The sequence below is a fragment of the Glaciibacter sp. 2TAF33 genome (genome assembly GCF_052114945.1).
GTDB lineage: Bacteria > Actinomycetota > Actinomycetes > Actinomycetales > Microbacteriaceae > Cryobacterium.
Map to the genome: position 1 here is coordinate 48,435 of NZ_JBFRFS010000014.1, position 22,756 is coordinate 71,190.

Here is a 22,756-nt window from a genome sequence, read left to right on the forward strand (position 1 = left end):
GGTGCATCCGCTGCGCCACAAGATCACAGATCGGCTGATTCGGCGCCACAACATCACGAGCCGGGCGGTCTCCGAGCCGGCTTGATGTTTTCGGGCACCGCGGCGGAGCGCGTGGGCTCGCCGTTGTGCCCGAGCTCTACTCGAGCGGCGTGCCCGCCACCCGGGGCGCCCCAACGGCCCAGCTGTTCTCCGCGGCCCGCATCCACGGCATCGGCAACAGTTCGGCAAGATGCGCCCTGGCCACCGTGCCCTCGACGTCGACCAGCACGGTGATGGCGGGGCCGAACGTGCTCATCAGCTCGCGGCACACGCCACAGGGGTTGGTGACCTGCGGCTCGCCGGCCTCGTTCATGCACACCGCCACCACCGAGGCCAGCTGGTCCTCGCCCGCGATGCGCGCATTAGCCACGGCGCTCGACTCAGCGCAGATGCTGACCCGCTTGGACCCGAGGTGCAGCCCGAGGTAGATCTCCCCGGAGGCGCCGCGGATCGCGGCTGCCACCCGATGGCGGTCGACGTGGTGCGCCGACGTCAACAGGGCATGCGCTGCCTCGTAGAGTTCGACATCCGATTCGGTCAGGCTGAAATCGACCATGGTGGGGCTCCTATGCTGACTGGTTCTGTGGCGCGAGGCCGGCGATGAGAGGCGGGTCGGCGGCGAGCTCGAAGAACTCGACGTTGGCGCGGGTGTACTCGGCCCACTGGTCCGGCACATCGTCTGCGTGGTAGATCGCCTCGACCGGGCACACGGGATCGCAGGCGCCGCAGTCGATGCACTCGTCGGGGTGGATGTACAATGACCGCTCCCCCTCGTAGATGCAGTCGACCGGGCACGCGTCAATGCACGAGCGGTCCATCACATCCACGCAGGGTTGCGCGATCACGAAAGCCATCTGTCTGCTGCCTAGATTCCGGTGTAGACGGTCTTGCCCCAGGTGAAGAAGTCCAGGGCGGTGCGACCCTGCTCACGGAACGTGTTGGTGGACGAGTCCTTGACCCCGCCGAACGGCACGTTGAGGTCGAGGCCTGATGTCGGCCGGTTCACCTTGATCACGCCGGCCTGCGCGCGACGGGCGAAGTCGGTGGACGTGGCGAGGCTGTCGGTGCAGATGCCGGCGGTGAGCCCGTATCGGGAGTCGTTGATCGCGGCCAGGCCCGCCTCGTAGTCGGCGACTTCGAGGGCGGCGACGACCGGCCCGAAAATCTCTTCCCGCACGGCGGCGTCGTCGTGGGCGATGTCGGTGAGCACGGTGGGGCTGAAGCGCAGGCCGTTCTCATCGTGGCGCCCGACCAGGCGGGTCGCACCGCGGCCGATGGCGCCGTTCACGGCAGCCTGGTTCTGGGCGAACTGGTTGTCGCTGACGACGACGCCCATCTTGGTGTCGTGCTCGAGGCCATCGCCGGGTGCGAAGTTGCCGGCCTCCTCGGCGAGCGCGTCGAGGAATGCCTGGCGGATGCCGGGCGTGTAGTAGACCCGTGACGTGGCCGTGCAGGCCTGGCCGGTGAGGCCGAATCCGCCGGCGGCGACCACTTTGGCGGCCTTCCGCGGGTCGGCGTCGTCGAGCACGAGCACGCCGTTCTTGCCACCGAGTTCCAGCTGGACCCGGGCGCGACGCTCGGAGAGGATCTGGTGCAGGCCGAGGCCGACAGCGGTCGAACCGGTGAACGAGAGGCCGGCCACGCGGTTGTCACGGGCCAGGGCGTCGCCGACGATGCGGCCCTTTCCGTGCACGATGTTGAGCACACCGGCGGGGAGTCCCGCGTCGGCCAGCGCACGAGCGAGGTGGGTGGCGGACATCGGGGTCAGCTCGGCCGGCTTCAGCACGACGGAGTTGCCGCTGATCAGCGCCGGGGCGGTCTTCCACGCCGGAATGGCGATCGGGAAGTTCCACGGCGTGATCAGGCCGACCACGCCGAGCGGTTCGCGGCGGGTGTAGATGGTGGTGTCTGGCGTGCCGCTCGGCAGCACCTCACCGGTGGGGGCCCAGCCGAGCGAGCCGAAGAAGCGGAGCACGTCGATGGCGCGGCCGACCTCGCCGAGGGCTTCGGCGATGGTCTTGCCCTCCTCGCGCACGAGGTCTTCGGCGATGGCGCGCTTGCGTTCGAACAGCAGGTTGCCGGCGGTGATGAGGATCGCGCCGCGGGCGGGCATCGGCATCTCGGCCCAGCCGACCTGTGCGTCGACGGCGGCGGAGATGGCCTGGTCGAGGGTCTCGGCGCTGCTGCTCGGGGACACCACGGCGAGCTTGCCGGGGCGGGCCGGGTTCATCCGCTGGGTGTCGGCGGCGCCGAGCCATTCACCGTTGATGAGGTTCTGGGCGATTGCTGAGTTGGTCACGAGGGTCCTTTGGATCGTGGGGCGAGAGTTGAGGGGTGCGGCTACAGGCTGCGGACGAGCCCGCCGTCGCAGCGCAGGGCGACGCCGGTGATGTACGAGGCCGGGCCGCTGCAGAGGAACGCGGCAGCGGAGCCGAACTCGGCCGGATCGCCGTAACGCCTGGCGGGGATGGTGGCGCGGGACTCCTGCTGGATCGCCTCGAGAGTGCTGCCGCGCCGCTTGGCTGCCGCTTCGTCGATGGCGACGACCCGCTCGGTGTTGATGCGGCCGGGCAGCAGCAGGTTCACCGTCACCCCGTCGAGCGCCACTTCGGCGGCGAGGGTCTTGAGGTAGCCGGCGAGCGCGGCGCGCCCGGCGTTGGAGAGCGCGAGGTTCGGCAACGGCGCGGCGATGCCGCTGGACCCGATCGCGAGGATCCTCCCCCACCGGCGCTCCCGCATGCCGGGCAGCACCGCGGCGACCAGGGCGTGCTGTGGTTTGACCAGCAGGTCGAAAGCGGATGCGATGTCGTCGCCGGTCAGCGCCGCGGCGGCACTCGGCTTCGGCCCAGGACCGTTGAGCACGACGATGTCGACCGGTCCGAACGCTTCGGTGGCGGCCAGAACGGCGGACGCCGGGCCGCCGGGCTCGGTGAGGTCGACGGCGACGCCGATGGCGCTGCCGCCGGCCGCGCGAAGCTGTGCGGCCACCTGCTCGGCGACGTCGGCGCGACGGCCGGTGATGACGACGTCGGCTCCCTCGGCCGCCAGGGCGGTGGCGGTGGCCAGGCCGAGGCCGCCGGTGGAGGCGGCGACGAGGGCGGTCTTGCCGCGGATTCCGAGGTCCATCAGACCCTCACTTTCTCGGTGGTGGGTGCGCTTGCTTCGTGCGCTGCAGCTTCAGCTTCACGCAGGTGCGCCAGCATCGCCGGGCGCAGGCTCTCCGGGAAGGTGGCGGCGGGAGCGCGCACGCCGGACTCCTTGACCAGCCCGCGCTGGCGGAGCAGTTCCTTCCGCAGCGGCAGGGCGACCTTCGCCTGTTGTTCGAAATTGATCAGGGGCAGGTACGGCAGCAGGGCGTCGCGAGCCGCCTCGTATCCGCTGTCCTGCCAGGCCCGCACGCAGGCGATGAGGGCCTCCGGGTAGGAGAAGCCGGTCATGGCGCCGGCCGCGCCGGAGACCAGTTCGTCCAGCAGGCCCTGGCCGCCGAGCCCGCCGAACACCGGGATGCCGAGGCCGGCGGTGAGCTGGGCGACGGCGACGGAGGTCGGCGGCGCCTCGGCCTTGATGGCCACGACGAAGTCGCACGCGGTGGCGACGGCGATGACGGCCGGCGTCGGAATCGAGACTCCGCTGGCCAGCGGGTAGTCCTGCAGCACGACGTTGGCGCCGGTGGCCTGGTGGATCGCGCGCAGGTGCGCGATGACCACGGCCGGGTTGGCGGAGTTGGCCTGCACCATGACGGCGGCGATACGGTCGCCGGCCACGGCCTGCGCGGCGCGGACCTCCTCGATCGCCGGCTGGGTGGCGAGCGCGGTGATGCCGACAATGAGCTGCAGGGTGGTCGACTCCGTGACGACCTCGAGCACCACGCCCCGCTCGGCGCTGGAGAGCGCCGCGGCTTCGCCGAAGACCCCGAGCACGGTGAGGCCGGTCACGCCGATGGCCTCGTAGTGTTCGACCAGGGTGGCGAGGCTGCCCTCGTCCAGGCCCTGGGTGCTGCCCTGGAACGGGGTGGCGACGACGCCCCACACTCCGGGGCTCACCGGTTGCGGGTTCACCATCGAGTTTCCTTCCGTCACTTGCCGGGCCATTCCGGTCTGCGCTTCTCCTGGAAGGCGCGCACACCCTCGGCGGAGTCGGCGCTGTCGAGGGCGTTCATCAATGCCGGCAACCGCACGGCGCGGGCGTCCTGCGACGACAGGTGCGCGGTCTGGGTCACCATCTGCTTCACCGCCCGCACCGAGGTGGGGGCGCACGCGAGGATCTGGTCGACCCAGCGCTGCACGGCGGCGTCGAGCTCGGCGGCGGGCACGACCTCGTTGACCAGGCCCATCCCCTGCATCTCAGCGGCCGGCGCCTTGCGCCCGGTGAGGAGCAGGCCCATCGCCTGGTTGTACGGCACCCGGCGCACCAGCTGGGTGATTCCGCCGTCGAGGGCGAGCCGGCCGACCCGGGGCTCGGTCAGCCCGAACTGGGCGGTGTCGGCGGCCACGACGATGTCGGAGCCGAGCACCATCTCCATGCCGCCGCCGAGGGCGTAGCCGTTGACCCGCGCGATCACGGGCACGTCGAGCGTGGTGCGAAGGCTGAGCCCGCCGAACCCGTTCGGGTCAAGGTCGGCCCAGTACTCGAGGCCGGTCTTGGCGACACCGGCAGCCGACATGTCGGCCCCAACGCAGAACGAGCGCTCCCCGGCACCGGTGAGCACGACGACGCGCACCTCCGGGTCGCGCTCGATCTGGTCCCAGATCTCATTGAGCCTGGCGTGAGTCGCCTCATCGACCGCGTTCATGACGTGCGAACGGTCGATGGTGACGGTGGCGACGTGGTTCTCGATGACGAGTACCACCTCGTCGCGTGGCTCAACTGCGACGCGGGCTGCGGCATCCGTTGTGATCGTCATCGAAGCACTCCCAACTCCTGCAGGTGGGCGATGGTCTCGGCGTCGTAGCCGTTCTCGAGCAGCACCTCCACGTTGTGCTCACCGAGGCGCGGGGCGCTCCGGCGCACAGACGGCGGGGTGGCCGAAAGCCGGATCGGCGCGTTCAGCATCCTGACCGTGCCGACCGACGGATGCGGGGCCTCCACGATCATGCGGTTCGCGGCGGTCTGCTCGTCATCCAGTGCCTGCGCGAGCGAGTGCACCGGCGCGTTCAGCACGCCCTCCGCCTCGAGCCGCTCCACCCAGTGGGCGGTGGTGTTGGAGGCGAACGCCGCCCGGAAGGTCTCCTGCAGCGCCGGCTTGTTGGCGAACTGGAGGTCGAGGGTGGCGTATTCGGGGCGCTCGCCGAGGTTCTCGTCGAGTTCGAGCGCCGCGGAGATGTGGCGGAGCGGGTCCTCGGTGAAGCCGCCGACCATGGTGACCGCGCCGTCCGTGGTGGCGAAGACACCGGACAGCGGCATCTGCCCCCAGTTGACCTCGTAGCCGCGGTTCAGTTGCATGCAGGCTTCCTGCATCTGCATGTGGAGCATCGAGTCCCACATGGTGACCTCCACCTTCTGGCCGACACCCGAGGCGTCGCGGGTGCGGAGCGCCAGCAGGATGCCCTGCATCAGGTGCATGCCGGTGGTGTAGTCGCAGAGCGAGGTGGAGTAGGTCGAGAGCGGCGCGTCATCCGCTTCCCGGCGCCACATCACGCCGGAGTAGGACTGGGCGATGACGTCCTGCCCGCCCTTTGAGGCGTACGGGCCGACGTCGCCGAAGCCGGTGCCGGAGGCCCAGATCAGGCGCGGGTTGGCCTCTTTCAGGTCGTCGTAGCCGAAGCCCATCCGCTCCATCACGCCGTTGCGGAAGTTGGACACCACCACGTCGGCGTCCCGGATCAGCCGGTAGAGCACCTCGCGGCCCTCTGGCTTCCGGGAGTCGATGGAGAGGCTGCGCTTGTTGCGGTTGATCGACAGGAAGATCGGGTTGTCCTGGCCGTCCTTGTCGGGGAAGGAGTTGCGCGAGATGTCGCCGAAGCCGGGTCGCTCGACCTTGATGATCTCGGCGCCGTAGTCGCCGAGCATCTGGGTGGCGCTCGGCCCCATGTACACCTGGGTGAAGTCGACGACCTTGATTCCGGCGAGCGGCATCGGGGTCACGGCGTCGGTTTCAGCGGATGCCTCCGGTGCGGTTGCCGTTGTTTCCGGCGCAGTCAGCGTGTCGGTCATGCCACCACCAGCGCTTCCTCGTCGATGGTCGCGTTGGCCGAGGGCACGTCTCCCGGGTCGGCGCCGTTCAGGTGCATCTGGCGCTGGATGTCGCGGGCGTCGACCTCGCGCACCAGGATGTTCTGGTCAAGCGCGATCGCGGCCGCCGCACCGACCGCCTGGCCCATGGCCATGCAGGGCGGGATCTCGCGGGACATCTTCTGCGCATCCGGTGTGGCCGAGTAGTGGCGGCCGGCCACGAGCAGCTGGTCCACCTCCTTGGGCAGCAGCGACCGGTACGGGTAGTAGTAGTCGCGGCCGCGGGCCACCGAGTCGGCGAAGTGCCGGCGCGAGGTGACGTCGTCCTTCGTCATCACGTACTCCCCCTCGAGCAGGCGGGTCTGGCGCACGCCCATCTGCTGGGCGACGTCGACGATGTAGCAGTTCTCGAAGCCGGGCAGGTTTGCCTTGACGTAGTCGACGGACTCGGAGATGCGGTCGCGGGCGTCGAACTCGGCGCGGGTCATGTCTTCGGGGTCGACGCCGTTGTAGCCGGTGAGGTGCGGGGCGTTGCACCAGACCATGCCGGGGATCGGGGTCTTCAGCCACCACAGTTCCCAGGCGCCGCCGAGCATCCGCTTGATCTTGCGGTTGATCGCGCGCGCCTCCTTCGGGTTCTCCTGCTCGAACTTCTCCGCTGCGACGGTGTCGACGCCGCCGAGGCGGAAGACCAGGGTGGTGAGGTAGTTGTCCTGCACGTAGCTGGCGCCGGCGCGGGAGGCGACGTCGATGTCGCCGGTGGTGTCGATGACGATGTCGGCGGTGAACGCCTGCGGACCGGCCTTGGTCTCGCAGATGACGCCCTTCATCACGCCATTGTCGACGATCGGCCGGGAGAACCAGGAGTGCAGTCGCAGGGTGACGCCGGCTTCGCGCACCAGGTCGTTGGAGACGCGCTTCCAGCCGTCGGGGTCGAAGGCCGCGGCGTAGCAGATCGGCTTCGGGTTGCTGTGGGAGTGGAAGTCGAACAGGCCGAAGCGGCCCCACTTGTTCCAGGTGTCGGTGGAGGCGTGGCGGTCGTCCTCCGGTGCGACGACCGCGAGGCCCAGGGTCTCCAGCCGTTCGACGTACTCGGAGACGATGCCCGTGACCGTGATCTCCTGGCCGTTGATCATGTCGTCAAGCACCAGCACCATGCCGCCGGCGGCCAGCCCCCCGAGCGCCGAGTAGCGCTCGAGGAGGGTGACCTTGGCCCCGGTGCGGGCGGCGGTGACCGCGGCGGCGACGCCGGCCGGTCCACCGCCCACGACCAGGATGTCGGAGTGGGAGATGACGGGTGCCTTCAAATCGGCTGTGGTGGTGCGGAGGTCTAACGAGGTCACGGTGGTTCCTTACTTTCCGACGAAGATGCCGTTGAAACGGCGAGCGAGCAGGTAGAACACGACGCTGAGCAGCGACAGCACGGCCACGTAGACCGGGAACACCCAGTCGGCGCCGATGGACTGAAGCCAGACCAGCAGGTAGGAGGCGGTGCCGCCGAAGACGGCGACGCCGATGCCGTAGCCGAGGGCGACCCCGGTGCCACGGCTGGCCTTGGGCATCAGCGAGGTGCTGATGACGTTGTAGAGGGTCATGTTGAGCACGAGCACGATGGACCCGCCAAGCAGCACGGCCGCGAATCCGCCGATGCCAGGGGAGACGTAGAGCAGCATCAGGAACACGGACGGGATGGCGAGCAGGCGGGTGACGACGAACCAGCGCGACAGCGGGCGGCCGTCGACGACCTTGCCGATGATGTAGCTGCCGATGACCAGGATCACACCGAGGATGGTGGTGAGGGCGAAGACCGATGTGGGGTCTTCCTTGAAGTTGCCGCGGGCGGCGCTCGGGAGGCCGACGTTCCAGGCGTAGTTGTAGGCCTGCACGGCGCCGACCACGAAGATGATCGCGAGGATGCTGAGCCAGTGCTTGCGCACATCGAGCCAGATGGACTTGGACGACGAGTCGGCCAGCTCATCCGTTGTCATCGTCTCCGGCAGGGTGCGTCGGAGGTAGATCACGACGAAGGCGAAGAGGCCGCCGATGATGAACGGCACCCGCCAGCCCCACTCGCCCATGGCTTCGCCGCCGATCACCAGGCTGCACAGGAAACTGACCAGCGAGGCGAGCAGGATGCCGATGTTCACGTAGGACGAGATGATGCCGGCGACGAGGCCTTCCCGGCCGGCCGGGGCGAGCTCGACCGCGTGGGCGGTGGACAGCGGCGCCTCGACGCCGGTGGACAGGCCCTGCACGACGCGGCAGACCAGCAGGATGAGCCCGGCCCAGACGCCGATCTGGTCATAGGTGGGGGAGATCGCGATGACGATCGTGCTGATGGCCATCATGTAGATCGACAGCAGCATGACCCGGCGACGGCCGATGCGGTCGGCGAGGGTGCCGAGCAGGATTCCGCCGAGCGGGCGGAACGCGAACCCGACGGCGAAGACGGCCAGGGCGGAGAGCGTGGCGGCGAGCGGGTCGTGGTCGGGGAAGAATTTCGGCCCGATGAAGGTCGACAGGAGGCCGAAGATCATCCAGTCGTACCATTCGAGGGTGTTTCCCAGTCCCAGGCCGAGGAGCCCGCGGCGGACCTCGGGAGTAAGGCGGGTTGGGCGAGCATTCGTTTCAACGGCAGTGTCGAGCATCTGAATCCTTCACTTCTCGTGGCGTGCGTGTGTGTGGGTGCGGCGCATCGACGTCGACCGCGCGAGGCGCGACGACGGAGAGGGTCGGCGGACCAGCTGCCTAGCCGGCAGCTCGTGTCACCAGGTGGGGGGTGTGTTCACCCAGATTGCTACGCAGGTCTCTTCGTAGTGGTTGGTGAACCAGTGCGGAATGGTGGAGTCGAACGTGATGCTGTCGCCGGCTTCGAGGGTGTGTCGCTCCCCGTCGAGGTAGACGTCTTTGGTGCCGGAAATGACGATGCCGAACTCTTCACCGCCATGACGAAAGGGGGTGTCACTGGTGTCGTGACCGGGGGGACTCACAATCCACTGGGCTTCGAGGGCGCCGTTCAGGTCGGGAGTGAGCAGCTCGTACGCTGCTTCCCCCAGAGACTTGCGGGCGATGCCCCGCAGGTTCCGGCGTTCGTTCTTGCGCACGACGGGTGACTTCGTCTCATCGTGCCCGATGAAGAAGCGGCCGACCGGAATCTCCAGCGCGTGCGCCAGCTGGGCGAGGGTGGTGAACGAGGGGTTCGCCAATCCGCGCTCAATCTGGCTTACGATGGCTGGACTGAGTCCGGCATCATCGGCCAACTGGGTCAGCGTGAGGTTCTTGTCCTTCCGCAGCGCGCGGACCTGGTGGCCGACGGTGAGCAGAAGCCCGTTGACGGATGCCGATTCGGCACCGTTAGCGGTTTCAGTCATCCCGAGCTCCTTCGCCGTTGTGGAATTACCTAAATATAATGAAGATTTTCATTTTGTCAAAGGTTTTTCCGGTTTTGGGTAGAAATCGGGCTCGTCCGCGCTGCGCCACGGTCCTTGGCCGCGGCGCGATAGTTTTGCAGGATGACTCATGCACCGGGCGCGACGCCCACCGCGGCATCCGCCGTCGGCGTCGCACGCCGGCCGGTTCACCGGTCGTGGCTGACGGATGCCGCGGTGGGCGTCGTCCTCGCCATCCTGCTCGTTCTGGTGGTGAGCCCGCGGGTCACGGCCCCCCAGGCCGGGGTGCTGCTGTCGTACCTGGCCGTGTGGGCGCCGTTCGCCGTGTTGGTACTGGTGGCCGTGTTCCGGCACGGAACCGGGTCGCTGGTGCGCGACCTCGGGCTGCGATTCCGGCCGATCGACCTGCTCTGGGGGCTGTCGATCGGGATGCTGGCCCGGGTGGTCGCGTGGCTGGTCGAGATCATCGGGTTCGGCCGGATGGGCGGTGGTGCGGTGACATTCGGCGAGACCGTGCTTGACGGCTGCTGGCTGTTCGGCGCGGTGCTGGCCCCCGTGCTGATCGCGCCCTTCGTGGAGGAAGTGTTCTTCCGCGGGTTGGTGCTGCGGGCGGTGGCGGGCAGCGTCGCCGGGTCACGAGCGGTTTCGCTCGGCATCGCGATCGCGGTGAGCGGGCTGGTGTTCGCACTCGTCCACGTGCTCCAGGCCACGACCGTCACCGAAGCCTGGGTGGCCGGCCTGGGGACGCTGGTGTTCGGGCTGGCGGCCGCATCCGTCGCCGCATTCACCGGGCGACTCGGCGGGGCGGTCATCGCGCACATCACCTTCAACGCGCTGGTCGTGCTGCCCGCCCTGTTCTGACGCGGGCGGTCCGGCGGCCTTTCTGAGCAGCATCCGAATCTCGTTGGCGCCGGGACCGACTGCGGCGAGGCGATCGCCGGCTTCTCGATGCGGAAGGCCCCAACAGCGAAGATGAGGCTTCGGGAGATCGTCATTCGATTCGGGCGCTGTCCCTGGGGAAGCCGCGCTTCTCCAAGAGCGCTGGTCAGGAGACGTTGACTGCGGTGTTCGCTCCTCCACAGGTGGCGTGGTTGGGAAGTTCTGCACTGATCAGTGAGGTTCCCTCAAATGAACGTGCGCAGTTGGCTATCGTCAAAGCATGCCTTTATCCCTCGCCGAATCGTTTCGGACGGCCACCGCGGTGGTCGCCGAGACCACGGTCGAGCGAGGCGGTGCGGCCCTCTATGGACAGATGACGGATGACGAGCTGATGGCGTCACAGGCAGAGATCGCCGCCTACCGCAAGCAGGGCGAACGTCACGCCGCGTGGTGGGCCGGCGAAGTCGCGCACCGCTCACGGCGCGAACTCGGCCACAGCGGATTGGCGCAGGCCAACGGCTTCCCAACGCCCGAGGCGATGGTGCAGTCCGAGATCGGTTCCACCCGCACAGATGCGGCCCGCCTCGTGGCGGTCGGTACGATGATGGCCGAAACAGAAGCAGCGGACCGGCTGATGCGCGACGATCCTGGCTCACCGTTCGCAGCGACTCCCTGGCTGTCGCCGGTGGCCAGGGCTGTTTCCCGCGGCGCGCTGGCTGTTGACGCGGCAGAGGCGATTCGAAAAGGGCTCGGCGTCGTCGATGCCGGCGTTCCGGCCGAGAAGCTCCTCGCCGCGGCGGAGTTCATGGTCGGCGAGGCCGCGGGTATGGACGCGGATTCGCTGTACCGACGGGCCCGCCGCCTGCGCGATGAGATGGACCAAGACGGCATCCTCCGGCGGGCAAAGACACAACACGAGAGCCGTACGTTCAAGATCTGGCGTCAGGCCGACGGCATGTACCGAGTGCTCGCGCTGCTAGACCCGGAAGACGGCTTGTTCGTGAAGAACCTTTATGACCAGGCGACCAGCCCGCGCCGCGGCGGACCCCGGTTCATCGACCCGGCGGAACAGGCCCAGGCCGAGGCCCTGGAGAATGATGAACGGTCCACCGCGCAGATCGCCGCAGACGCGCTCCTGGCGCTGCTGCGACTGGGGGCGAACGCCGACCCGGGCGCGATCATGATCGGACGCCGGTCGCCCGCCGTGCGGGTCATGGTCACCGAGGAGACCATGAATGCTCACGGGGGCGTTGGCTACCTGGAGGGGCACCCCGACCCGGTTCCATTCGAAACTGTCGAACGGTACCTCTGCGAGAGCGGCCACGTCGGCGTCAAGTTCGACGACGACGGCCAATGCATCAACGTCGGACGTGAGCAGCGGCGTTTCACCGCCCGGCAGCGGATCGGTCTCACCGTACGTGACGGCGGCTGCCGCTGGCCGGGTTGCGACAAACCCGCCTCGTGGACCGAGGCGCACCACGTCGAGCACTGGAAGCGGGACGACGGCCCCACCGATATCGCCCTGGGAATCCTCTTGTGCCGTTTCCATCATCTCCTGCTGCACAACAACCACTGGGAGATCGTGCCGGCCGATGGTGCGTACTGGCTCATGCCGCCCGCGACCGTGGACCCGGCTCAAACGCTGAGACCCATGCCAAGCAAGAGCCCGATGATGCTCCGCACATTCGGTGACGCCGGCAGCAGACCGGGCGGCGACCCGCCGGGACACATGGAGGGAGGCGTACTAGCAGGGGCGGCAGCAGGGCCGGCAGCAGGGCCAGCCAACTATCAGTCATCTGGATGAGGATGCATCTGGGGAGCAGCAGCGGGCGAACCCGAACGGTATTGGCGGACGACGAAACCCTGACCGATCAGGCGTACACGACGCCGACGGTGATCAGCACCAGCCCGAATGCGACCAGCGCCCAGTTGGTCACCGTGGCAATGTGCCTGAGCAGCCAGGCTCGAAGCCGGTGGGCGGTCGAGCGAGCCGCGTCGCCGCCCCAGGCGACGGCGAGCACCGGGCCCACGATCGTGAGCGACGCCACGCCGGTGAAGAGGGCCACGGCGCCGAACACGCCCCCGACCCCGAAATCGGCCCGGCCGATGATGAGGCCGGCGGCGATCGCGATGATGAGACTCTTGGGGCGGAAGGCCGAATAGGTGAAGCCGATCACGAGCGCCCGAAGCCGGGTGAAGTTGTCGACGATCGCCAGCCACCGCGGCAGGGCGGCGTCCTCGCCGGAACGGTTCGCGCGCCGCCGACGGAGTTCCTTCACCAGCCCGAACACGGCGAGCAGCACACCCAGCCCGACGGCGACCAGGACAATCACCTCACGCGGCACCGCATCTTCCAAGGAGGGCAGCAGGGACGCCAGGTAACTGAGCACGGTCACGGCGAAGGCGACACCGACCACCCAGCCCGCGGCGAAACCCGCGCTGGCCCGCATGCCCTTCGGCGACAGGATCATCAGGAGGATCGCGATGATCGGCACCGGGCTGAGGGCGATGCCCAGCCCGAGGACTGCCACCTCGCCAAGGTCACGGACCATGATTGCTCACTGCAGGGACGAGGTCAGCCGGGCGAGGTTGTCGCGGACCACCTCACGCCGCGGCCGGTTCAGCCACTCCACCAGCTCGAGCCTGTCGCTCTGCGCCCGGTAACCGGCCTGGATCGCGCGGAGTTGCCGCACGAAGTCCCGCCCGTGCACCAGCACCGACACTTCCATGTTCAGGCTGAACGAACGGATGTCCATGTTGCTCGATCCGACGACCGCCACCTCGTCGTCGATGGTGAAGTGCTTGGCGTGTAACACGGTCGGCGCCCGGTAGAGGTAGATGGAGACTCCGGCTCGGAGGAGTGCCTCATAGTACGACCGTTGCGCGTGGTACACCAGAGGCTGGTCGCCGACTGCCGAGACGAACAGCTCCACCTCGACCCCGCGGGACGCGGCGGTGAGGATCGCCAGGAGCGTGGACTCGTCCGGGACGAAGTACGGGCTGGTGATGCTGACCCGGCGTTCGGCGTTGTGGATCAGGAGGGCATAGAGCTTGAGGTTGTTGTCGTTCTCGAAGCTCGGCCCGCTCGGCAGCACCTGGGCATCGAGCAACGCCGGCTCGCGGGCGAGGACCACCGGGGAGGTGTCCAGCGAAACGAGCTCATCGGTCTCGCTGTACCAGTCGGTCACGAACACGGCATTGAGTTCCCGGACCATTGGACCCTCGACCCGGATCATCAGCTCATGCCAGTGCAGGCCGCGGGTGATGTTCGCCCGCTTGAGGTAGCTGGAGTCGATGAGGTTCTGCGATCCGGTGAACCCGACGGCGCCGTCGACCACGACCAGCTTGCGGTGGTTGCGGAGATCCGGTCGCTGCCACTGGCCCCTCAGCGGGCGAAGCGGCAGCATCGCGCGCCAGGTGGCACCCATCGCCTCGAACGCGCGGAGCGTGTCCCGCCGGTGCGGGAACAGGAATCCGGAGACGTGGTCGGAGAGCACCCGCACCGAAACGCCACGTGTGGCAGCCCGGGCCAGGGCGTCGAAGAAGCCCGCGGTGCTCGCGTCGAGCACGAGGATGTAGAACTCGACGTGCACGTACTCCCTGGCCGCGTCGATCGACTCGATCATCGCGTCGAAGGAGCCCTCGTAGTGGTCAAGCAGGGTGATCCGGTTGCCGCCGACCATCGGAAGGGCACTGAGGTTGCGGTTCAACCGCACGGCCGAGTGCAGCCAGCCCGGCCATTCGTCGCCGTGGCTCACCTGGTCGAGCCCGCGGGTGCGGTCGAGGATCAGCGCGTTCACCTCCCGCTGCTTCTGGCGCCGCCGCCGCGGCAGCCGGCCGAACCCCACCAGCAGGAACACGACCGCCCCGATGAAGGGGATGAAAACGATCGTGAGCACCCAGGCGATCGCCTCCGACGGCCGGCGGTTGGCGGAGACCAGCACGGCCGCGGTGAATCCCAGCACCACATGCGCGGCGAGAAGCGCGATCCCGACGATCTCCCCCGTATTCATGAGGTCGCGTTCATGTGCGGGCGTTCATGAGCGGATGCCGGCCCTCAGGCCGCGTTCTGCCGCGGCACAACGACCTTCTTGATGATCAGCAGGATCGAGGCCATCACCGGGCACGCCACCAGCGCTCCGAGCAGGCCCAGCAGGGTGCCGCCGAACATCGCCCCGATCAGCACCAGCGACCCCGGGATGCTGATCGCCTTCCCCACCACGCGGGGAGTGAGCACGTACGCCTCGACCTGCAGGTAGACCAGCATCACGATCAGCACCACCAGGCCGGTGCCCGGTGAGGTGAACAGGGACACCACGGTGACGATGATGGTCATAATGACGCTGCCGACGAGGGGGATCAAGGTGATGGGCAGGGCGAGCGCGGCAAGGATGCCGGCGTAGCGGACCCCCATGATGGTGAGCAGGATGAACGTGAAGGCGGCGTTGATCACCGCGAGGGTGAACATGCCGCTCAGGTATTTGCCGACCGATTCGGCGATCTGCTCGGCGATCTCCATGAAACCCCGGCGCCGGGACGCCGGAACCAGCGAGTACAGGGCATTCTTCATGCCCTCGAGCGAGGCCAGGAAATACAGGGTCAGGGCCACGACGAAGATCGTGCCGAAGGTTCCGTTGAGGATGTTCACTCCCACGCGCAGCGCACCGCCGCTGATCGCGAGCCAGACGGCGGGGTCGGCGGCCGAGGCCTGCAGCGACTGGAGGAACGGGGCGAGGGACCCGCCGAAGGTCGCGTCCAGGTCGAGGAACCACTCCTGGTGCTCGATCTGGCGGAGGCCGCCGGGGAGGGTCTTGACCAGTTCCCCCGCTTGTTCGGTCACGATCGGTGCGATGGCCCAGATCAGCAGGCCGACCACGATGAGGAAGGCGACCATGACGATGAGCACCGCCGCGCCGCGGGGAAGCCGGCCTGACGAGAGCGTGCGTACCAGCGGGTACAGGCCGAGGCTGAGGAACAGCGCGAAGAAGATGAGGGTGAGCGCGTAACTGAGAGAAATCACCGCCGCGCCCAGGAGCAGCGCGAGGAGCACCCCGAGAGTCGCCACGAACCCGAACACGAAGGGCCCGGAACGGAACAGGTGAAAGGGGCTCCTCATCTGGTTGCGTCTCAGGTCACGGGTGTGAAGTCGAGTGCGAGCTCGGCGAGGAGCCGGGCGCCGAAGCCGGTAGCCCCCTTGGACCGCCAGGAATCGTCTGACTCCGCCTGCATGGTGCCGGCGATGTCGAAATGGGCCCACGGCACGTCGTCCACGAAGTCCGCGAGGAACAGCGCCGCGATGGTGGCGCCGGCGTACTTGCCGCCCATGTTCGACATGTCGGCAACGTCGGAGTCCAGTTGCCCGCGGTACCGGCGCTCCAGCGGCAGCTCCCACACCGATTCATCGGTGAGGCGTGACGCCGCCTTGGCCTGCTCGACCAGGGCCGGGTTGTTGCCGATCAGCACGGCGGTGAGGTGGCCCAGGGCGGCCAGTGCCGCGCCGGTGAGGGTGGCGATGTCGACGATGGCGTCGGGGTGCTCTTCGCGGGCCAGTACCAACGCGTCGGACATCACCAGGCGACCCTCGGCATCCGTGTTCTTGACCTCGACCGTGGTGCCGTTGCGGATGGTGAGCACGTCGCCGAGCTTCATCGCGGACCCGGAGGGCATGTTGTCCGTGCACATCAGGAAGGCCGTGACCTCGGTGCTGCAGCCCAGGTCGCCGAGGGTGGTCACGGCGGCGAGCACCGCGGCGGCGCCGGCCATGTCCATCTTCATGGCCAGGTGCATCGGATCGGAGGGCTTCAGCGAAATGCCGCCGGAGTCGTACATGATGCCCTTGCCGACGAACGCGAGGTGGCCGGTGGGGGTGGCCGTGCTGCCGTCGTCGGTCGAGGGGGCGTAGTGCAGCTTGATGATGCGCGGCTCTTCGACGCTGCCGGCGTTGACCCCGAGCAGGCCGCCGCACCCCAGGTCGATGATCTGCTGCTTGTCGAAGACCGTGACGTCGAACCCGTGTTCGGAACCGAGTTGCACAGCGAAGTCGGCGAAGTCCGTCGCGGTGAGGTGGCCCGGCGGGCAGTTGGCCAGGTCGCGGGCGAGATTCGCCGCCCGGGCCACGATCTCGCCCCGGCGCACCCCTTCGGCCACGGCCTCCCGGTCGTTCGGTTCGGCGAGGATGTCGAGGGAGACCAGGGGAATGTTCGTCGAGTTCGGCTTCACCGCCGTGTAGCGGTAGCGCGCGAGCACGGCGCCCTCGGTGATCACCTGCCCCCGCACGCCGGGGTCGAGCGGGAAATGGGTCCCGGTGTTGATGCCCAGCCGCGCGTAGCGCGCCGCGGCGCGGGCGAAGGCGGCTGCGGCGTCGCGCAGGGTCGCCTCATTCTGCTCGTCCGCCGGCCCGGCGCCCACCACGACGACGGCCGGACCGCCGTTGGCCAGCTGCAGGAAGGTCTTGCCGGCTTTCCCGTCGAACCCGGTGAGACGGAGCGCCTCGGTGTCCACCGCGTCGGGCGCGTCGTCGCCGGGGCCCACGAAATAGCCGACCGCGTCGAGGTCGGCGGAGAGCTCGTCGACGGCGAGCACACCCACGGCGTTGGCGGGGAGGCTCGACGGCGCCGGGGTGAAGGTATCCGGGATGAGCTTGTAGGGGCTGGACGGCATGATCGATCCTGTTCTGTCTGGTTCGGTGTGAACCAGACATCGCCTGGTGCCTCAGGAGAGCGGATTTGTTGTGGTCAGGCTACGTCCGGGCCGCGAAGCCAGCGGGCTTCTGGCGCAGTATTGCCGTCGCGGCGGCGTGAGACCACGGTGCTCCGGCATCCGGCGTCAGAATCTCCAGAACACCGGCACCAGGAAGGTTGCCACCACCACGAACAGCGCCGCGAGGGGAAGGCCCAATTTCCAGTAGTCGCCGAACGCGTAGCCGCCCGGGCCCATCACCATCGTGTTGGCGGGGGTCGCGACCGGGGTGAAGAAGGATGCCGCGGCGGTCACCGCCACCGCCATCAGCAGCGGAAGCGGTGAGATCCCGGTCTCCGCCGCGATGGCGATCGCGATCGGGGCGACGATGAGCGCCGTGGCCATGTTGCTGATCAGCTGGCCGAGTAGCAGGGTCACCAGCGAGACACCCGCCACCAGCAGGTATGGTCCTCCACCGCCGACAACATCGACCAGCCCGTGCGCGATGACGTCGGCGGCGCCGCTGGACTGGATGGCGGTGGAGAGTGGAATCATCCCGCCTACCAGGATCAGGGTGGTCCAGGAGATCGACCGGTGCGCGTGGTAGACGGTGACCACCCGCAGGAGCACCATGGCGACAGCGGCCAGGAGGGCGGCGATCGCCGGGGGAACCAGCCCGGTCGCCAGCAGCACCACCATCCCGGCCAGGATCACCAGCGATGTCTTCGCCCGCGGCCCCATCGGAACGGCCTGCCGCCGGATCAGCTGCGGTGCGTCGACCACGGCGATGCCGGGGTCACCCGCGTTCGTCTCCAGCGCCGCCCAGGTTCCGCGCAGCAGCATGACGTCACCGACGGCGAGCGCGGTGCGGCCGCGATCCTCACCGGCGCGCTGGATGGCCACCACGACCAGGTCGCCGCTGTCGGTGACCATGCCCGGAAACACCGTCTCCCCCACCATCGGGGAACGCGGCAGCACGACCACCTCTTTCATGCCGGACTCCCGGTTGATCTGGGCGTTGGCATCGGTCAGTGAATACTGCTCGGCGAGGGTCGCGGCGTGCGCGCTGAGGTCGCGGGGCGCGGACTTCGCCACCCGGCGCGGGAGGAGCCGGGGCCCGAGCAGCACCGTGATCAGGATCGTGCCGGCGACCAGGGGCAGACCCACCAGCCCGAACTCGAAGAACCCGATCGGCCGCTCCCCTGCGTGCACCGCGAGCTCCAGGATCAGCACGTTCACCGGGGTTCCGGTCAGCACCAGCAGCGACCCGGCGTGCGCGCCGAACGCCAGCGGATCAGCATCTGGGACGGGGGTTGCGTCATCCGCACACAGAGCACGACCACCATCGGAAGCAGTGCGGCGACCGCCCCGTTCACGCTGATCAGCGCGGTCAGCACGGCGACCAGCAGCATCACCAGGACGACCATCCGCCGCGGGTTCGGCCCGGCGTGGTCGATCAGCAACTGCCCGGCCCTCGTGGTCACCCCGGTAGCGTCGAGCCCCTCGCTGACCACGAACAGGGCGGCGATGAACACGATCACGGGGTCGCCGAAACCCGCCAGCGACTGTTCCACGGTGAGCACCCCGGTGGCATACAGCGCGACCGCGACTCCGATCGCCACGATGCCCACCGGCAGTTTGTTCCAGACGAACGCGACGACGGCCAGCAGCAGGATCAGGAGCGTGATCGCGATGTCATTCACGGATGCTCGCGCGTCGGTTCGTCACGGGTGTCAGGGGTGGCGTTCAGGTCGCTGACCACCAGATCACCGGGAATGCGTCCCGGCATCTTGCCGGCCGGGATGATGGCCAGCAGTGAGATGGCGGCCAGGGCCAGCAGCGACACGTTGAGCGCGCGGAGCCGCGCGTCTTCGTTGATCCTGATCGCCTCGTCGACCTGGGCCGGGGTCGCGTCCGTCCCGGCCAGGACGTCGTCCAGGTGGTCGTTGGAGACGAAGTTCACGCTGTCGAGGTTGACCTGCGAGGTCAGCTCCTTCGGGATGGCCTCGTTGCCGTCGAGGCTGCTGGTGATGATCGAACCGAGCAGCCCCACGGCGAAGACGCTCGCCACCGCGATGCCGACGCTGCCGGAGAGGTTGTGCACCAGGCCGCGCCAGGCGCCCACGTCACCGGCGAGCGACTTGGGGGCGGCGGTGAGGAGGGTGTTGAACACCAGCGCAACGATGGCGCCTTGGCCGAGGCCCAGTGTGATCAGGCCCACCACCACGAAGAACTGCCCCCATTCGTTCCGGATGGTGAATGCGAGGAGGATGAGGGCCAGGGCGACGACGACGAAACCGATCCGCGCGATCCAGCGGGGCGTCATCCGCTTGTAAAGCACGGCGACCACGGAACTCGCGACGAAGATCGACAGTGTATAGGGGATGATCGAGATCGACGTCTGCAGGCTGGTGCGGCCCTGCACGATCTGGATGTAGAGCGGGATCAGGAAGTTGGCGGCGGTGCCGACGAACAGCATGACCGCCATGCAGGCCGTCACGGCCTTCTCTTCGCCCGACTTCAGCACGTCAAGGTCGAAGATGCGGTATTTTCGCTCGGCCTGGCGCCTGCGGATCCACATGAAGAAGGCCTGGCCGACGATGAGCCCGAGCAGCACCAGGATCGGGGCCGGCGAGATGCCGAGGATGTCGAAGGGGGCGCCCGGCGTCGCCAGGAGCACGCCCCAGCTGTTCAGGCCGCTGAAGCCGAAGCTGAGAAGGATGATGCACACCGCGGCCAGCCCGGCACCTACCCAGTCGATGCGCACATCCGTCTGCGGCGCGATCAGCTTCAGCCGGAAGCTGAGCAGGATGTTCACCAGCGCCAGCACCACAACGAGCGCGAACGAATAGCGCCACCCGATCGTGGAAGCGAACGTGCCGGCGATGAGCAGGGCCAGGACCCCGGCCGCGGGGATCGCCGCCGCGAGGTAGCCGATGGATTTCGCCTGCTGCTCCCCGTGGAAGTTCGCCGCGATGAAGACCGTCAACGCCGGTGCGATCAACGCGATCACGGCTCCCGATGCCGCCTGCGCGATGAACAGCATCGCCGGGCTGACGCTCAGCATGACGGCCGCCATCGCCGCCCCGTGGATGACCAGTGCGATCTGGAACACCCGCCGGGTACCGAATTTGGCGCCGATCTTGGCGCCGAGCAGGATGAACGCCGCCATCGCGAACGTGCCGGCCGTGATTGCGGTACCGACGCTGGTGGCCGGGGTGTCCAGGTCGGTGGTGATCCCGTGCATGGAGACCGTCAGGGCGTTGACCGCGAAGGACACCTGGATCTGGGTGAGCACGACGACGATCAGCGGGAGCCAGGAGGCTTTGGTCTCGCGGCCCGTTTCCGCCGGTGCGGTGAGTGTGGTCATGACGCGCTCCTGTCCCGGTGCAGCAGGTGGACGCAGCCAGATTAAACCGCCACCCGACGCGGTTTTCAGGATTGGCGCGGTACTGCACAGCTACTGGCGCGCGAACGCGAGGATTGCTCTTTTCGCGGTGGGGTTCAATAATCGAGGGAAGACGGCCACGGTGCCACTTGGGCATGCTGCACCCGGTTCGGGCGCCGCACCGCGTGAACCAGTGGCGGCCGGGGAAAGCTATGTGGACACCGTTATCTCCCATCGCGACACGGCACGTGCTCGCGCAACTGGTCGGCGGCGCCGCGGCCGGCACGTTCCCCGACGCGCAGCTGGCATCCTTCGCCCGGGCGATCCGGATTCCAGAGTCCTCCACGTTTCACTTCTCCGTGCAGAGGCGGGAGTTCGGCGAGCTGGGTGTGATGATGACCACGCAGTCCGCCGCCCGGGTGTCCGGCGCCGAACTGGCCCAGACGGAGTCGCTCTGCGTGGGGTACATGCTCAGCAATTCCATGCGCCTAGGACCCCGCGGGGCCGAGGGAACAGCCTTCGGGCCCGGCAGCGCGTTCGCCGTCACCGACTGGAGCGCGTTCGAGGTCAGCAGCGCCGAGCCGACGCGATGCCTCGTGATCCACCTGCCGCGGTCCCGGCTGCATGAGCGCGGCATCCGGGTGGCGCCGCACCGGTACATCATCAGCGGATCGGCGTCGCTTCGGGCGCCGCTGCTGAGCTTCGCACTCGGCACCGTGCACACCGGCTGGACCCCGAGCGCCATCGGCCTGAACGTCGCCGAGCGCACCATCGAAGACCTCATCGTGGGGATGTTCCTGGAGAGCGAGGGGTACGCCATGGACAGCGAGGAACTTCGGGTCGGGCTCCGTGGACGCGCCATCACCGAGATCGACTCTGGGCACCGGGACCCCGACCTCAACCCCACCGGAGTCGCCGCGCGCCTCGGGGTGTCACTTCGCCACCTGCAGCGCGCCTTCGAAGACAGCGGAACCTCGGTGACCACCGAGCTCAGCCGGCGTCGCGCGGCATCCGCTGCCCTGCTGTTGGGGGCCCCGGGGGCGACAGAGCTGACCATCGCCGAGATTGCCAGCTGCGCGGGCTTTCGCTCATCGTTCGAGCTGAGGTCCGCGTTCAAGACGAACTACCGCTCCCTCCCCTCCGACTACCGGGCGCACGCCGAGGGCAACATGAGTTATGCGCCTGAGGCTGTCTAGTTGCGCGACTGTCATGGGCGCGGGCCGTTCCGGCAGGCGAGAGTTAGTCATCGCTGGAGGGAGGCCCGTGGTGAGTCGGGGAATCGGGATCGCGTCAGGTCGGTTCGTGGGCCGGGCACTCGGTGCAGTCGCGTTTCTGGGTGTCGCCGTGGCGTTGTCCGGGTGCTCGAGCAGCGGGCCGCCGCCGGCCCCGGCATCGGCGACCCCGGCATCGGTGGAAGCAGCGCACGAACTTGTGGGGACCTGGACCATCGACAGCCGGTTCGATTCACCCGAGCAGCCGTTCGTGACGTTCCTGGACGATGGAACCTGGAGCGCGTCCGACGGATGCAATCGGGTGAAGGGGCACTGGGAGGTCGCCGAAAGCGGCGTCCTGGTCACCCGCACCGGACCGCAAACCATGATGAACTGCGCCGGAGCGCAGCTGCCACTTGCTGTCTCGTTCGCGCGCATCTTCATCGTGGAAGGGGACTCGCTGACCTTGCACAGCGCCGATCGCTCGACCACCACCGATTTGATCCGCACGAAGAATCCCCGAGTGGGGCCGGGCGCGCTGCCGATCGGGTATTGGGCCGAGAACCGAACGCCCGAGTCGCCGTTCCTCTCCATCAGCACCGACCGGACGTACACCGGCAATGACGGCTGCAACCTGCTGACCGGCACCTGGGACAGCGGTTCGGATCCCGGTTCGGTGGTCCTGCAGCCTGGTGCGACCACGTTGAAGGCGTGCGAGGGGGTCGACACCTGGCTGAACCTCGCGGTGCGGGGAACGGTTGACGGTGACGTGATGAGCATGTTCGGCACGGGTGGGGCCGAACTCGGCCAGCTCTCGGGGTTCTGATTCCGGGGGACTGGGTAGCGCTGCCCCTCATCGGGCCGGCTCACGCTACGGATTCCGCCACGCCACATTCGCTCACGCTGCGGATTTGACCACGCGCGGCGGGCAGGCCATCCGCGCGTGGAAGAATCCTCAGCGCGAACCATCCGGGGCATCCCGCGCTCGACCGGGTCGCCCC

19 protein-coding genes and 1 pseudogene are annotated in these 22,756 nt (G+C 68.3%); 4 read left to right on the top strand and 16 right to left on the bottom strand.

What is annotated here, in order from left to right; translation table 11 throughout:
- Nucleotides 1–136 precede the first annotated feature (136 nt).
- From AB4Y94_RS15060 to AB4Y94_RS15105, 10 genes are all read right to left on the bottom strand, one after another.
- Nucleotides 137–595 carry a hypothetical protein gene (locus AB4Y94_RS15060; protein WP_441728745.1) on the bottom strand — a complete coding sequence of 153 codons (459 nt, stop codon included), beginning with the start codon at nt 593–595 and terminating at the stop codon, nt 137–139.
- A gap of 10 nt (nt 596–605) precedes the next feature.
- Nucleotides 606–893: a ferredoxin gene (fdxA, locus tag AB4Y94_RS15065; protein ID WP_441728746.1), complete on the bottom strand. Its 288-nt coding sequence runs from the start codon at nt 891–893 to the stop codon at nt 606–608.
- 11 nt (nt 894–904) lie between these two features.
- Entirely contained in the window at nt 905–2,338 is a 1,434-nt protein-coding gene (locus tag AB4Y94_RS15070; protein ID WP_441728747.1) for an aldehyde dehydrogenase family protein, read from the bottom strand.
- A 41-nt stretch (nt 2,339–2,379) separates the two neighbouring features.
- The gene (locus AB4Y94_RS15075) at nt 2,380–3,165 is read right to left on the bottom strand and encodes an SDR family oxidoreductase (protein ID WP_441728748.1); all 786 of its coding nucleotides are present in this window, start codon (nt 3,163–3,165) and stop codon (nt 2,380–2,382) included.
- Nucleotides 3,165–4,100, bottom strand: coding sequence for a dihydrodipicolinate synthase family protein (locus tag AB4Y94_RS15080; protein ID WP_441728750.1), 936 nt, complete (start codon nt 4,098–4,100; stop codon nt 3,165–3,167). Before AB4Y94_RS15080 ends, AB4Y94_RS15075 begins: the two co-directional genes overlap by 1 nt.
- Nucleotides 4,101–4,114: 14 nt before the next feature.
- Entirely contained in the window at nt 4,115–4,942 is an 828-nt protein-coding gene (locus tag AB4Y94_RS15085) for an enoyl-CoA hydratase-related protein (RefSeq protein WP_441728751.1), read from the bottom strand.
- Nucleotides 4,939–6,192: a CaiB/BaiF CoA transferase family protein gene (locus tag AB4Y94_RS15090; protein ID WP_441728753.1), complete on the bottom strand. Its 1,254-nt coding sequence runs from the start codon at nt 6,190–6,192 to the stop codon at nt 4,939–4,941. Before AB4Y94_RS15090 ends, AB4Y94_RS15085 begins: the two co-directional genes overlap by 4 nt.
- Entirely contained in the window at nt 6,189–7,553 is a 1,365-nt protein-coding gene (locus AB4Y94_RS15095) for an FAD-dependent oxidoreductase (protein WP_441728754.1), read from the bottom strand. The genes AB4Y94_RS15090 and AB4Y94_RS15095 overlap by 4 nt, the downstream gene beginning before the upstream one ends.
- A 9-nt stretch (nt 7,554–7,562) precedes the next feature.
- Nucleotides 7,563–8,858 (bottom strand): MFS transporter, encoded by a 1,296-nt coding sequence (locus AB4Y94_RS15100; RefSeq protein WP_441728755.1) that lies wholly within the window; start codon nt 8,856–8,858, stop codon nt 7,563–7,565.
- 117 nt (nt 8,859–8,975) lie between these two features.
- A complete protein-coding gene (locus AB4Y94_RS15105; RefSeq protein WP_441728757.1) occupies nt 8,976–9,581 on the bottom strand; it encodes a helix-turn-helix domain-containing protein in 606 nt (201 codons plus the stop codon).
- A 141-nt stretch (nt 9,582–9,722) separates the two neighbouring features.
- Between AB4Y94_RS15105 and AB4Y94_RS15110 the strand changes: the two genes are divergently transcribed.
- Nucleotides 9,723–10,460 carry a CPBP family intramembrane glutamic endopeptidase gene (locus AB4Y94_RS15110; RefSeq protein WP_441728758.1) on the top strand — a complete coding sequence of 246 codons (738 nt, stop codon included), beginning with the start codon at nt 9,723–9,725 and terminating at the stop codon, nt 10,458–10,460.
- A 298-nt stretch (nt 10,461–10,758) separates the two neighbouring features.
- On the top strand, nt 10,759–12,282 hold the full coding sequence (locus tag AB4Y94_RS15115) for a DUF222 domain-containing protein (RefSeq protein WP_441728759.1): 1,524 nt from the start codon (nt 10,759–10,761) through the stop codon (nt 12,280–12,282).
- Nucleotides 12,283–12,349: 67 nt separating this feature from the next.
- On the opposite strand, the gene AB4Y94_RS15120 is transcribed toward AB4Y94_RS15115, so the two are convergent.
- From AB4Y94_RS15120 to AB4Y94_RS15145, 6 genes and pseudogenes are all read right to left on the bottom strand, one after another.
- Nucleotides 12,350–13,030: a GAP family protein gene (locus AB4Y94_RS15120; RefSeq protein ID WP_441728760.1), complete on the bottom strand. Its 681-nt coding sequence runs from the start codon at nt 13,028–13,030 to the stop codon at nt 12,350–12,352.
- Between the two features lie 6 nt (nt 13,031–13,036).
- Nucleotides 13,037–14,491, bottom strand: a complete 1,455-nt coding sequence (gene cls / locus AB4Y94_RS15125; RefSeq protein ID WP_441728761.1) for a cardiolipin synthase — start codon at nt 14,489–14,491, stop codon at nt 13,037–13,039.
- Between the two features lie 44 nt (nt 14,492–14,535).
- Nucleotides 14,536–15,594: an AI-2E family transporter gene (locus AB4Y94_RS15130; RefSeq protein WP_441728763.1), complete on the bottom strand. Its 1,059-nt coding sequence runs from the start codon at nt 15,592–15,594 to the stop codon at nt 14,536–14,538.
- Nucleotides 15,595–15,605: 11 nt separating this feature from the next.
- On the bottom strand, nt 15,606–17,138 hold the full coding sequence (locus tag AB4Y94_RS15135) for a leucyl aminopeptidase (protein ID WP_441728765.1): 1,533 nt from the start codon (nt 17,136–17,138) through the stop codon (nt 15,606–15,608).
- 165 nt (nt 17,139–17,303) lie between these two features.
- Nucleotides 17,304–18,859 (bottom strand): annotated as a pseudogene (locus tag AB4Y94_RS15140) (SLC13 family permease).
- On the bottom strand, nt 18,856–20,526 hold the full coding sequence (locus AB4Y94_RS15145) for an MFS transporter (protein ID WP_441728766.1): 1,671 nt from the start codon (nt 20,524–20,526) through the stop codon (nt 18,856–18,858). Before AB4Y94_RS15145 ends, AB4Y94_RS15140 begins: the two are co-directional and overlap by 4 nt.
- 266 nt (nt 20,527–20,792) lie before the next feature.
- Between AB4Y94_RS15145 and AB4Y94_RS15150 the strand changes: the two genes are divergently transcribed.
- The gene (locus tag AB4Y94_RS15150) at nt 20,793–21,740 is read left to right on the top strand and encodes a helix-turn-helix domain-containing protein (protein ID WP_441728767.1); all 948 of its coding nucleotides are present in this window, start codon (nt 20,793–20,795) and stop codon (nt 21,738–21,740) included.
- A gap of 70 nt (nt 21,741–21,810) precedes the next feature.
- Nucleotides 21,811–22,581 carry an META domain-containing protein gene (locus AB4Y94_RS15155; protein ID WP_441728768.1) on the top strand — a complete coding sequence of 257 codons (771 nt, stop codon included), beginning with the start codon at nt 21,811–21,813 and terminating at the stop codon, nt 22,579–22,581.
- The last annotated feature ends 175 nt before the right edge of the window (nt 22,582–22,756 follow it).

Excerpts from the sequence above, each read along its gene's own strand:
- AB4Y94_RS15060 (WP_441728745.1), bottom strand. The coding sequence starts at position 595 with ATGGTCGATTTCAGCCTGACCGAATCGGATGTCGAACTCTACGAGGCA.
- fdxA (WP_441728746.1), bottom strand. The coding sequence starts at position 893 with ATGGCTTTCGTGATCGCGCAACCCTGCGTGGATGTGATGGACCGCTCG.
- AB4Y94_RS15075 (WP_441728748.1), bottom strand. The coding sequence starts at position 3,165 with ATGGACCTCGGAATCCGCGGCAAGACCGCCCTCGTCGCCGCCTCCACC.
- AB4Y94_RS15080 (WP_441728750.1), bottom strand. The coding sequence starts at position 4,100 with ATGGTGAACCCGCAACCGGTGAGCCCCGGAGTGTGGGGCGTCGTCGCC.
- AB4Y94_RS15085 (WP_441728751.1), bottom strand. The coding sequence starts at position 4,942 with ATGACGATCACAACGGATGCCGCAGCCCGCGTCGCAGTTGAGCCACGC.
- AB4Y94_RS15090 (WP_441728753.1), bottom strand. The coding sequence starts at position 6,192 with ATGACCGACACGCTGACTGCGCCGGAAACAACGGCAACCGCACCGGAG.
- AB4Y94_RS15100 (WP_441728755.1), bottom strand. The coding sequence starts at position 8,858 with ATGCTCGACACTGCCGTTGAAACGAATGCTCGCCCAACCCGCCTTACT.
- AB4Y94_RS15105 (WP_441728757.1), bottom strand. The coding sequence starts at position 9,581 with ATGACTGAAACCGCTAACGGTGCCGAATCGGCATCCGTCAACGGGCTT.
- AB4Y94_RS15110 (WP_441728758.1), top strand. The coding sequence starts at position 9,723 with ATGACTCATGCACCGGGCGCGACGCCCACCGCGGCATCCGCCGTCGGC.
- AB4Y94_RS15115 (WP_441728759.1), top strand. The coding sequence starts at position 10,759 with ATGCCTTTATCCCTCGCCGAATCGTTTCGGACGGCCACCGCGGTGGTC.
- AB4Y94_RS15120 (WP_441728760.1), bottom strand. The coding sequence starts at position 13,030 with ATGGTCCGTGACCTTGGCGAGGTGGCAGTCCTCGGGCTGGGCATCGCC.
- cls (WP_441728761.1), bottom strand. The coding sequence starts at position 14,491 with ATGAATACGGGGGAGATCGTCGGGATCGCGCTTCTCGCCGCGCATGTG.
- AB4Y94_RS15130 (WP_441728763.1), bottom strand. The coding sequence starts at position 15,594 with ATGAGGAGCCCCTTTCACCTGTTCCGTTCCGGGCCCTTCGTGTTCGGG.
- AB4Y94_RS15135 (WP_441728765.1), bottom strand. The coding sequence starts at position 17,138 with ATGCCGTCCAGCCCCTACAAGCTCATCCCGGATACCTTCACCCCGGCG.
- AB4Y94_RS15145 (WP_441728766.1), bottom strand. The coding sequence starts at position 20,526 with ATGACCACACTCACCGCACCGGCGGAAACGGGCCGCGAGACCAAAGCC.